This is a genomic window from Acinetobacter sp. PK01, from assembly GCF_022819285.1.
Classification (GTDB): domain Bacteria; phylum Pseudomonadota; class Gammaproteobacteria; order Pseudomonadales; family Moraxellaceae; genus Acinetobacter; species Acinetobacter tandoii.
The window spans coordinates 277,005-288,864 of record NZ_CP094643.1 but is presented as its reverse complement, the minus strand read 5'-3'; the positions used below and the strand labels follow the sequence as shown (position 1 = coordinate 288,864).

The 11,860-nt window shown below is 41.5% G+C and carries 13 protein-coding genes; all 13 read right to left on the bottom strand.

Translation table 11 applies throughout. From position 1 onward, the window contains the following. Window positions 1–9: 9 nt before the first annotated feature. Window positions 10–828, bottom strand: a complete 819-nt coding sequence (locus tag MP622_RS01310) for a hypothetical protein (RefSeq protein WP_243792136.1) — start codon at window positions 826–828, stop codon at window positions 10–12. Window positions 829–1,159: 331 nt separating this feature from the next. Beyond that, window positions 1,160–1,498 carry a DUF805 domain-containing protein gene (locus MP622_RS01305; protein WP_243792135.1) on the bottom strand — a complete coding sequence of 113 codons (339 nt, stop codon included), beginning with the start codon at window positions 1,496–1,498 and terminating at the stop codon, window positions 1,160–1,162. Window positions 1,499–1,501: 3 nt separating this feature from the next. Further along, complete coding sequence (locus MP622_RS01300; protein ID WP_243792133.1) at window positions 1,502–1,771, bottom strand: hypothetical protein; 270 nt, start codon at window positions 1,769–1,771, stop codon at window positions 1,502–1,504. A gap of 313 nt (window positions 1,772–2,084) precedes the next feature. Next, a complete protein-coding gene (locus tag MP622_RS01295; RefSeq protein WP_243792132.1) occupies window positions 2,085–2,687 on the bottom strand; it encodes a gamma carbonic anhydrase family protein in 603 nt (200 codons plus the stop codon). A 35-nt stretch (window positions 2,688–2,722) separates the two neighbouring features. Beyond that, window positions 2,723–3,664 carry a PaaX family transcriptional regulator C-terminal domain-containing protein gene (locus tag MP622_RS01290; RefSeq protein ID WP_016167088.1) on the bottom strand — a complete coding sequence of 314 codons (942 nt, stop codon included), beginning with the start codon at window positions 3,662–3,664 and terminating at the stop codon, window positions 2,723–2,725. 65 nt (window positions 3,665–3,729) lie between these two features. Then, a complete protein-coding gene (gene paaK / locus MP622_RS01285; protein ID WP_016167089.1) occupies window positions 3,730–5,022 on the bottom strand; it encodes a phenylacetate--CoA ligase PaaK in 1,293 nt (430 codons plus the stop codon). A 59-nt stretch (window positions 5,023–5,081) separates the two neighbouring features. Then, entirely contained in the window at window positions 5,082–6,293 is a 1,212-nt protein-coding gene (pcaF, locus tag MP622_RS01280) for a 3-oxoadipyl-CoA thiolase (RefSeq protein ID WP_243792130.1), read from the bottom strand. A 13-nt stretch (window positions 6,294–6,306) separates the two neighbouring features. Next, on the bottom strand, window positions 6,307–7,863 hold the full coding sequence (locus MP622_RS01275; RefSeq protein ID WP_243792128.1) for a 3-hydroxyacyl-CoA dehydrogenase: 1,557 nt from the start codon (window positions 7,861–7,863) through the stop codon (window positions 6,307–6,309). A 3-nt stretch (window positions 7,864–7,866) separates the two neighbouring features. After that, window positions 7,867–8,658, bottom strand: coding sequence for a 2-(1,2-epoxy-1,2-dihydrophenyl)acetyl-CoA isomerase PaaG (gene paaG / locus MP622_RS01270; RefSeq protein WP_016167092.1), 792 nt, complete (start codon window positions 8,656–8,658; stop codon window positions 7,867–7,869). Continuing rightward, entirely contained in the window at window positions 8,658–9,428 is a 771-nt protein-coding gene (locus MP622_RS01265) for an enoyl-CoA hydratase-related protein (protein ID WP_116760248.1), read from the bottom strand. The genes paaG and MP622_RS01265 overlap by 1 nt, the downstream gene beginning before the upstream one ends. A gap of 22 nt (window positions 9,429–9,450) precedes the next feature. Further along, entirely contained in the window at window positions 9,451–10,509 is a 1,059-nt protein-coding gene (gene paaE / locus MP622_RS01260) for a 1,2-phenylacetyl-CoA epoxidase subunit PaaE (RefSeq protein WP_243792126.1), read from the bottom strand. Between the two features lie 67 nt (window positions 10,510–10,576). Continuing rightward, window positions 10,577–11,077 carry a 1,2-phenylacetyl-CoA epoxidase subunit PaaD gene (gene paaD / locus MP622_RS01255; protein ID WP_243792125.1) on the bottom strand — a complete coding sequence of 167 codons (501 nt, stop codon included), beginning with the start codon at window positions 11,075–11,077 and terminating at the stop codon, window positions 10,577–10,579. 25 nt (window positions 11,078–11,102) lie between these two features. Further along, window positions 11,103–11,858 carry a 1,2-phenylacetyl-CoA epoxidase subunit PaaC gene (paaC, locus tag MP622_RS01250; RefSeq protein WP_243792123.1) on the bottom strand — a complete coding sequence of 252 codons (756 nt, stop codon included), beginning with the start codon at window positions 11,856–11,858 and terminating at the stop codon, window positions 11,103–11,105. Between the last annotated feature and the right edge of the window lie 2 nt (window positions 11,859–11,860).

The window sequence follows — 11,860 nt, the reverse complement described above, 5'->3', positions numbered from 1 at the left end:
TTATTAAAGTTAATCAATAATTTTATTGAAAATTAAAGGAACACAATTCTTTCTAACCATATAATTTAATTGTAACTGCTCACCATGCTGTTCAAAAACAATCCTTCGAATTTCTGAATCAAAATTTAGTAAGTCACCTAAAATATTGTCTAATTTAACAGTTGTATTCATTAAGAATTGCTCTATATCAATTTCAGAAGGGTTTGTTAAAATTATTTCCACCTCAACCATAACATTAGCTTTTTCAATGATTATTCTAAATATTAAGAGGTCTTGAATATCCTTATTTTTACTCTTAGATACTAAACCGATTATTTTAGGTTTAATTAGATCCCAAGCATCTGAACCAATCTTATTTAAAAAACCAGAGGCAATACCTCCTAATATAAATGCTCCAGTTAGAGATAAAATACTGATTGGATCTACTGATTTTTTAGCTTCATATCGTGATTTTGAATTAAGAAAATAGTCTATGAATTTTATATCATCTTGATCTTTCTTATTATTATGCGAAAAACTATAACTCAGTTCAAGATTATCTTTAGCAGTTCTTACAGGGAATTCTTTATCATTAATTTCTAATGAATCCCAATCTCCATCAAATACCTCTATTAAAGTTACAGCCTCAAACTCTTTATCTGAACGCTCACGTACATATCCTTTAATGACTCTTCCAACAGGTGGTTTCCTCGGATCGTGCTCTACTGTTAAAGGAATATTATATTTGTCTAATGAACTCACTAAAGAATTTAAATTTTCTAATGATAATTTCTCATTTTGTTTATCTAACAAAGTCGTAGCAACTATTGATTTAAGATATCTAGGCATAAGCTTTCTTTCTAATTGTCAAATGAAAAGTAATATTTACCTTAACAGCTAATCTATTACTTAATCGAACAATATAATTTTTTATTCAAAATTTGATTACAAGGCTAGTAATATTAGTGTCACTCATTCATTAAGGACACTCGGAAGTACCCTCTAGTGACCAAAGGATTTTTGTTACTTTTGATCCTTCAAAAGTAAGTTAAAGCACATATAAGAATTAATAACTAAAAATTCACTTATCCTCTTACAGAACAATGTTCTTCATCCCAAAGGGAGAAGGAGCTTCTGAGAGTAGTTTTAAAGTCGCATTATCTTAAATTTGCTAATCAAACTACTTCGCTGGCTCTCCCCACTGGTTCGATTCAGGCTTGGTTTCCATTACAGCCCAAATTAACAATGGAATAAGACCAATAATGGTAAGCGCCAAAAGCATCCACCAACCTGAACGATTCACATCATGCAAGCGACGTGCCCCGACCGCGAGGGTTGGTAAAAAGAAGAACAATGAAAGTAAGCTAGAAATAGCATCGATACCACCTTCACTCACCCCCATAATACCTAGACTTAAACCAAGGATGAGTCCAATTAAAATTTGGAATAAATAGAAGTACCAATATTCTTTACGACGTGCGCGACCTGAAAAATTGACATAATTTTTTAAACATTTCATTGCTCAATCGAAGAAACCAAAGTTTTCTTCGGTTTGTAGTTGTTCTGCATGCTGATTATTTGTTTTTTTAAAAACAGGCTGACGCGCATATGCTTGCACATAAATACTAACCGCCTGATTTAAATCATTCACAGCAAAATCGACATTTTGACCACGTGCAGGTGAAGTATGGTCTTTCCATTCCGAACCCAAAAAGCTGTAGCGCTTTCCATCGTTCCCGTGAATCACACCCTCATTAATCTGGAAGTTAAAATCTACTAATGTACCTTTCATTATAAAGTTCCAATTGATATTCAATATTTTATTGTTGGAAATATCATCATACTGGAACATTTTATTTTATAAAGCAAATTCCTGTAATCCGCTCTAAAATGCCCTACTGGCGATTTTTAAAGACTGTATCCATTCAACTTTTTAACACATCCAATCGATATGAAAAGTTGTCTTCCCCCAAACACAGAACAAGACGATTTTCGCGATCTAAAATTTGAAGTGTTGAAGAATATTAAATATAACAATTTGGAAAAATAGATAATTAAACAATGTTATGGCTCCACGTGAAGCCATATATTCCGAAGTCTCAGCTTTAAACTGCTTTGCTCTTAATTACATGGTCAGTATTAAAATGTGTATGCGTTAAACGCGTTGCTGAGTTTTCCGTTAAGGGTTCAACCTCTTGTAGACTATTTAAACAGCGTAGAGTCAAATCCATATATTGCTGTGTACCCTTAAATTTCCACGCAATTTCTTTTTCATCCAAGCTACGAATCATGCGTGCAGGACTACCGACCACCAAGGAATTTGCTGGAATTTCGGCTTTGGCTTTCACCGTACTATTGGCACCGACAATGGTATTTTCGCCAATAATAGCTTCATCCAAAATTACGCTGTTCATGCCAATTAAGACATTTTTAGCAATACGGCAACCGTGCAAAATTGCGCCATGTCCAATATGACCAAACTCTTCCACCACGGTCACATTATTTGGGAAACCATGAATAATGCAGGAATCCTGCACATTGGCATTTTTATGAATATGAATGCCGCCAAAGTCTGCGCGCAAGGCAGCAAAAGGACCAATATAAGCCCCTTCTTCAACAATTACATCCCCAATTAAAACTGCTGTGGGATGCACATAAGCTTTGGGGCTAACCACTGGAATGACGCCATCGATGGCATAACACGGCATAGTTTGTTCCTTAAACTGTAGGGCTATATTTGAGCTTAGTAACTCGGCTCTTCCTGCTTTAAGCCACCAAAACGCTTATAAAATTGTGGATGTGCAGGTGGCATTGAACCTTCTGACGTCCGTGCGATGTCGAGGAAGAATTCATCCCCTGCCAGCACCACGGTTTGATAGAGATTACTGCTTAAATTACGTGAATTGAGCGACAGCCAATTCGATGGCAATAATTCAAAAGGTAAATTCGGATCTTTCAATAAAATTCGACGATATTGATGAATCAATAAAATTCGAATTTGAAACGCTTGCATCGGATCGAGTTCATCTTCGCTTTCGACCAGATTAAAGAATTCTCTGAAATCACTGATGAACTTTTCATAACGCTGATGCAGTTCTTGTACTGGCCAATTGATTTCGACCATGCGCTTCACAGTTGGATAAGATTCTTGCCATAACTGTAAAGCTTCAGCTTTAAAGATCACCACTTGATCGGTCATTTTTAAGCTAAGCAACAGATTTTGTAATTTGAGATGATCACAACCTGGATAGGCCATGACATTGGTGGCAATGTTGGCAAAACCGAGCCATTCCAACTCTTTTTTCAAGGTGACTTTATTTTCCAGCTCCACCGAACTGAGTAAGACCAAATCCCATTTTTGGTCCCACTCTTGTTGGGTGAAACTATAAATTTTCTGGTCTGCCATAATAAAGCGTTGGCGACTGCTTTCCGTGACACGGTAGTAACTGGTACGTCCAATTTTCTCGGAAATCAGCCAACCATTTTGGACAAGGCGAAATACGGCTGTACGAACTGAACGCTCGTTAAAACCAAACACATCCATTAACTGAATTAAGCTGGCAAGACTAATAATGCCACCACGGTGAAAAATACAGTCACCAAAGATGGTCATAATCAGAGAGGTACCGCTCAGTGCTTCGTTGCTAATGAAATCATCAATAACTTGTTTTAATTTTAGATTCATTTCGTTCAACTATTACCTTGTCAGATCGGAATGATAAATCATGTGATCTATCATTCAACTAAAACTTATGCCGATTTTCGAATATCAAAGACGCGTTGCGCTTTCCCCTCAGAACGTGGCAAGCTGCCTTCTGGTAAAATTTCAACCATCACTGAAATACCCACCATGGTCTTAATTTGGGCTTTCAATAAGGCTGCAATTTGTGGGGTTAAGGTTTCACTCACATCTCTACGCATTTCAGCACGAATATGCAAAGTATCCAAGTGTCCTTTTTTGCAAATTTGAATTTGGTAGTTCGGTACCAATTGTGGAATATGTAAAATTTGCTCTTCAATTTGTGAAGGAAACACATTTACCCCACGAATGATCATCATGTCATCGCTACGACCCACAATTTTATCCATACGGCGCATAGGACGTGCAGTCCCTGGCAATAAACGGGTCAAGTCACGGGTACGGTAGCGAATTACAGGCATGCCTTCTTTGGTAATGGTCGTGAACACTAACTCGCCCAACTCACCATCAGGGAGTACTTCACCTGTTTCAGGGTGAATGATTTCTGGATAGAAATGATCTTCCCAAATGGTTGGACCGTCTTTGGTTTCTAGACATTCCATTGCAACACCCGGACCCATCACTTCAGATAAACCATAAATGTCCAAGGCATTAATACCGAGACGATCTTCAATCTCACGACGCATTTCATTGGTCCATGGCTCTGCACCAAAGATGCCTGTTTTGATTGAACAGTCTTTTGCTGTACCAAATTTCTTTTCTAGCGCTTCAATAATGTTTAAGCAGTACGATGGTGTCACCATCAATGCTGTCGGCTTAAAGTCATGAATCAATTGTGCTTGACGCTCAGTTTGACCACCTGACATTGGAATTACGGTTGCACCCAAGCGTTCTACGCCATAATGCGCACCTAAACCGCCTGTAAACAAACCGTAGCCATAAGACACTTGAATGGTATCTTTATTCGACAAGCCCGCTGCACGTAATGAACGCGCCACAACATCTGACCAGACATTAATATCATTTTGGGTATAACCCACTACAGTTGGCTGACCTGTGGTACCCGATGATGCATGAATACGGATAATCTGTTCTTGTGGTACTGCGAACATGCCAAACGGGTAGTTATCACGTAAATCTTTTTTGGTGGTAAATGGAAACTTTGCCAAGTCTTCTAAAGATTTGAAATCATCAGGATGTACCCCTGCTTCATCAAATTTCTTTTTATAGACTGGGCTATTTTGATAGGCGTGTTGCAGTGTCTTTTTCATGCGCTCCAATTGCACACTACGTAATTCATCTACTGATACCGTTTCGATTTTTTCCATTGCATTGTTATTCATATTCTGTCTCCTAATACAGTCATCCTGACTGTGGGGTATTCCGTTTTTGGATTATTTCCTTAATCCACATTTTCTATAATCAGTGCGACACCCTGTCCTACACCAACACACATCGTACACAGTGCGTATTTTCCATTACGGCGCTTGAGTTCTTTCATCGCAGTAATCACCAAACGTGTTCCGCTCATCCCCAATGGATGACCCAGTGCAATCGCACCGCCATTTGGATTGACACGCTGATCATCATCTTGCAAACCCAGTTCGCGCATCACGGCAAGTGACTGCGCTGCAAAGGCTTCATTCAATTCAATCACATCCATTTGATCAAGACTTAAGCCGGTTTGCTTCAATACTTTTTGTACCGCAGGCACAGGACCAATGCCCATGTATTTGGCTTCAACCCCAGCTTGTGCAATTGCCACCACTTTCGCCAGTGGTTTTAAGCCATGTTTAGATGCAAATTCTTGACTACCCAATAACATACAAGCCGCGCCATCATTGACACCTGAGGCATTGCCTGCAGTCACCGAACCGCCTTCTTTACGGAAAGGCGCTTTTAAAGCTGCCAAGGTCTCAACTGTAGTCTCCGCACGCGGATGTTCATCGGTATCGATGGTAATGCTGTTTTTCTTACGGTCTTGAATGGTCACTGGCAAAATTTCTTCTGCCAACACACCATTTTGCTGTGCCACTGCGTTTTTTTGCTGACTACGGTAGGCAAATAAGTCTTGATCATCACGACTAACTTGATACTTTTCCGCCACATGTTCAGCCGTTTCAGGCATGCTATCAACACCAAAATTCGCTTTGAATTTTGGATTGATAAAACGCCAGCCAATGGTGGTATCGAAGATTTCAGGGGTACGACTAAAAGCTGTGGTTGCTTTCGATTGTACAAATGGTGCACGGCTCATCGACTCCACACCACCTGCCAATACAAACTGCACTTCACCCGATTTAATCGCACGTGCCGCCAGTCCTACCGCATCTAAACCAGAGGCACATAAACGGTTTACGGTAATGGCTGGAACTGAATCGGGTAAACCCGCCAATAAGGATGCCATACGTGCGACATTACGGTTGTCTTCACCGGCTTGGTTGGCACAACCTAAAATCACCTCATCCAGTTCATTCCAAGGCAAATGCGGATGTTGATTTTTCAAATATTGAATCGGCAAGGCAGCCAAGTCATCGGCACGAATGCCACTTAAACCACCAGCATAGCGACCAATCGGTGTACGAATACCGTCTAAAATATAAACTTGTTCCATTTGTCTGCTTCCTTTAGCCTGCAATAAGAAATTGTTGTGATTGCGGGCTGTTTTGCACCTGTCCTCGTGCAGTTTTCTTCGCTAAATATATACTTGGTCTATAGCGTTCTTCACCATAAACACGATACAGATTTTTTATAATTTTTAAAATAGTGTTATATCCTATTTTTTCCGCCCACTGAAATGGACCTTGCGGATAGTTCACACCATATTTCATTGCAGAATCAATATCTTGCTCAGATGCAATGCCATGTAAAACTGCTTCACATGCTTCATTCAGCAGCATGGAAATAGTTCGTAACACATAAAGTCCTGCATGATCCTGTGTCCAAAGTGGTATCACATCCATACCAATGAACAAAATATCAACCATCGATTGATCATCACTTGTACACGCAGATGAAGCCACTATAGGAATCGCTTTGGCTTGCACCCAATCTGCATGCCAATCCATTAACACGACTTTCTGATCTGCATAATCCAGATCAACCGACTCGCCTAAGGAAAGCCGAATTGAAACTTCACCGACTAAGATCTCATCTTGCACGCCTTCTACAAACTTCACCTCAAGGTGCGAGGCATGTGCCAAACGCTGAATCAAGCCTGAAGAATGTTTCCAATCGCCTTTGACCGTGACCGCCAATTTCTCAACCGATTTGGCATAACGTACAGGCAATTCAAACTGTGGGCTTGGCGTTGCTTGCGCATAATCGTAAAAACCTTGTTTGGTTTTACGCCCCAAACAGCCTGCATCGACCAATTCTTTTTGAATGAGTGATGGACGATAACGCGGCTCATAAAAGAATTCTTGATAGACACTTTGTGTGACCGAAAAATTGACATCCTGACCAATTAAATCAGTCAATTCACATGGCCCCATGGCAAATCGACCACATTCACGCAGGATAAAATCTAATTGTTCAGGGCGTATGACATTTTCCTGTAACGCACGGAAGGCTTCCGCATAATATGGACGCGCCACACGATTCACAATAAAACCTGGGGTTGATTTTGCCAAGACTGGCACTTTTTTCCATGACTTCATCAATTCCAACAAAGCATCTGCAATTGCTGCTGAACTTTTTAAACCGCGGATAATTTCCACCAGTTTCATCACGGGTGCAGGGTTAAAGAAATGCAACCCCACTACGCGCTCTGGATGTGGAATCGCAGCAGCAATGGCTGTAATCGAAATTGAAGAGGTATTCGATGCAAAAATTGTTTCTTTAGAGCACACTTCGGCCAACTGTTGAAATAAGCTTTGCTTGACTTCTTTCTTTTCCACAATCGCTTCTATAATCAGTTGTGCGGATGCTAACTGTGACAATTCCTGTGCAATGCTTAAATTGGCAAAGGTACTGTCATACAGCTCCTGCGTCATTTTTCCTGCTTGCACACGTTTCGTGAGTTGCGCAGCAAGTTGCTGTAACGCAGCTTCAGTTTTACTGACATCTACATCATACACAAAGGTTGGATGTCCATGCATCGCAGCCAATTGGGCGATACCAATTCCCATGGTACCCGCACCAATTACAGCGACAGGCACCTGCTGTAAATTGATCTTATCCATGTTTTAGCAACCTTTATATTCTGGAGTACGCTTTTGCATAAAGGCTTGTACGCCTTCACGGTAGTCACTTGAACGGCCTGCCAAACGCTGTAAATCACGTTCTAGAATCAACTGATCATCTAAATTATTGTGTGCAGCCGCATGAATGGCTTTCTTAATCAGGGATAAACCATAAGTTGGTTGTTTCGCCAAATGTTCAGCCAGTTTCTGTGATTCAGCTTTCAAGGCATCATCTTCAACCACTTGCCAAATCATGCCCAATTGCACGGCTTGTTCCGCAGGAATTTTATCGCCCAACATGGCTAAGCCCATTGCCTGCGCACGACCCACCAAACGTGGTAGGAACCATGTTCCACCAGAATCTGGAACCAAACCTAAACGGCAGAAAGCTTGGATAAATGACGCTGATTTTGCAGCAACCACCAAGTCACAGGCCAAAGCAATGTTGGCACCCGCGCCTGCGGCTACACCATTCACGGCGCAAATCACTGGTTTTGGCATTTCCGTAATCAGTTTGATCAGCGGGTTATAATATTTTTCAATCGACAAGCCTAAATCGGGTGCATCTGCATTTGGGTCAACCACACGGTCATTTAGGTCCTGTCCTGCACAGAAACCACGACCTTCTGCCGAAATTACCACTGCACGAATATTGCTGTCTTTAGACCATGCTTTGAGTACGCTCGATACTTCTTTGTGCATGGTTTCATTAAAGCTGTTAAGTTGTTGTGGACGGTTAAAAGTGAGATAGCCCACTGCATTTTTTTCTTCAACAATTACGGTTTGGTATTCCATTACACACCTCTAAATTCTGGTTTTCTTTTCTCTAAAAATGCATTGATGCCTTCTTGACGATCTTGCGTTGCTGCCAACCAAACAAAATGCTGACGTTCTAGCTTTAAACCTTGGCTTAAGGTCACTTCATGAATCGATTTCAAAGATTGTTTAATCACACGAATCGCCAATGGTGCCTGTTTGGCAATTTTTTCCGCCAATTCCACGGCATATTGCACGGTTAAACCGACTGGACACACTTGGCTGGTAATGCCATGTTGCAATGCGGTTTGCGCAGAAATCATTTCACCTGTCATCGCCCAACGCATGGTGAGTTGCTGACCAACCAAACGTGCTAAACGCTGCGTACCGCCTGCGCCTGGCAACATACCTAAGCCAATTTCTGGCAAGGCAAATTGTGCATTTTCACCTGCAAGCACAATGTCACCATGTAGTGCTAGCTCGAAGCCAGCACCAAAAGCATAACCATTGATCGCCATAATCAGCGGTTTCGAAAATTCATCGATGCGTTTCCACAACTGTGGACGCAAATCTTGCTGAATACTGACCACATCTAGCTTAGACAATTCATTCAGGTCTGCACCTGCGGCAAAACATTGTGAATTACCTGTAATCACTACCACTTTGACCGATGAATCTGCTTCTAGCTGTTGTAGGCAGTCTGCAATTTCTTGCAAGGTGGCATTGTTTAAGGCATTGCGTTTTTCAGGTCGGTTCAGTTCAATCAGGATTACGCCCGATTTTGGAGAACTGGTTTTAATGTATTCCATCTTGCCGCTCCTAGATTCAGGCTTATTCGTCAAAGCTCAAACGAACATTGGCTGAAGTTGGCAATGCCTGACAGCTCAACACATAACCTTTTTCCACTTCATCTTGTTCAAGGCTATAGTTGATCGCCATTTCGACCTGACCTTCCAGCACCTTACATTTACAGGTTGCACAAACACCGCCTTTACATGCATATGGCAAGTCCGCACCTGCACGCAGCGCTGCATCTAAAATGCTGTCATCTTGTTTAGACACTTCAATGATCAGTTCACGACCATCGAGAATAATGTTGACCTTTTCTTCGCTACGGCTTTCGATTTGCTGTGCCGTTGCTCGTGGTGCCATGCCAGTATTGAAGCGTTCAGTGTGAATTTTGCTGCGCTCAATACCAAATGTTGGCAGTACTGTTTCTACAGCGGTCATCATTTCTTCTGGACCGCAGGCAAAACAATGATCAGTATCTACCTGAATCAATTGAGCCTTGAACAGTTGCTGTAATTTTTCTGCATCAATACGACCATTAAAAATTTCACTGTCGTTCATTTCGCGAGAAAAGATATTGATCAGTTGCAAACGCTCTTTAAAACGGTCTTTCAAATCCATGATTTGTTCTGCAAACATGGTTTGTTTCCAAGAACGGTTGCCATAGACCAAAGTAAACTGTGCATCCGCTTGGCGGTTTAAGACCGATTTCACAATCGATAAGATTGGGGTAATGCCGCTGCCCGCAGCAAAACCAAGATAGTTTTGACCACCGACTTTCGCGGCTTTCTGGAAGAACACGCCTTGTGGTGGCATCACTTCAAGCACATCGCCTGCTTTTAAGTGATCATTCGCCCACGTTGAAAATTGACCCTGATCAATTTTCTTAATCGCAATGCTCATGTCTTCTGCCACATCACTACAAATGGAGTAGCAACGACGCAATTCACCTTCATCCGTCATATGACGAATCGTTAAGTGTTGTCCTGGTTGATATTCAAATGCAGCGAACTGCTCAGGTGCCAAATCAAATGCAATGCAAATTGCCTGTTCAGTTTGTGGCTGAATGGATTTAATCGTTAATGGTACAAATTGGCTCATCTAAAATTCCCTCTTTCTTTTCGATTTTTCAATGTGTGAGACATGGGTTCTTTGCAAATGTTCTGAATTAAATGCACTTGAAATAATCGAAAGGTTCTAAGCAGTCTTGGCAACGATATAAGGCTTTACATGCTGTCGAACTGAATTCACTTAATAATTTGGTGTGCTGACTGTGGCAACGCGGACACTGAATACCATCGGTCAAAGCGACATGCGTACCACAACTGTGAGCATTCCCCTGCGGTGGTGCAATGCCATATTGCTGCAATTTTTCTTTACCCACTTCACTCATCCAATCCGTGGTCCACACTTCAGAAAGATCCACCACCACTTTTACTGGGGTTAAACCTTTGGCTTCAAAAGCTTGCGTAATATCTGCCGTGAGCACATCCGTCGCGGGGCAACCGCTATAGGTGGGTGTAAGTCGCACGACAATTTCATTCTGCGCGTTGAGTTCAACACCACGAATCATGCCTAAATCAAGCACAGATAAGACTGGAATTTCAGGATCAGATACCTGAGCCAAAACACTCCAGCATTCATCTGCGACATGTCGAATTAAATTCATACGACTCACTCCCTGTGATTTCGTCTTACCAATCCATATTTGGATATGAACGTTGCATATATTGCATTTCTGCGAGGATGTAACCTAAGTGTTCCGTGTGCAGTCCTTGTTTTGCACCACTACGGTAAGCACCTGTTTCTGGCAGACTGAGTTGCATACGAGCCAATTCTGATTGCACAGTCTCAAGCCATTGATCTTTTAAAATTTCAAGATTTGGAATCAGACCTGTATCCACCAACTGCATTTCAGCAGCGCTGAGTTGGAACAATTCTTGAGTAAAACGCCATAACTGGTTTAAACCATTTTGAGTTTTTTCATGCGCTTCGGCAGTGCCCAAGCTCAAACGCTCCATCCATGTGGTCGAGAAACGTAAGTGATATTTCACTTCTTTTAAAGATTTGAGTGCAAATGCAGAAACATCGGCATGACTGCTGTTGGTTAAAGCTGCTAACAACAATGCATGGTAATGATCCATGAACCATTGACGCACAATGGTTTGTGCAAAATCACCATTCGGCTGTTCAGCCAACAATAAATTACGGTATTCACGTTCTGTTCTGAAATACGCCAGTTGATCTTCATCGCGACCTAAACCTTCAATCTGACCAGCAAGGCTTAAGGCTGTGCGTGCCTGACCTAACAAATCCAGACCAATATTGGCTAAAGCAATATCGAGTTCTAACTCTGGCGCATGTCCACACCATTCAGCCAAACGGTGTGACAGAATTAGTTGGCTATCGCCCACATGTAACAGAAATTCTGCTAAAACTTGCTTACTCATCG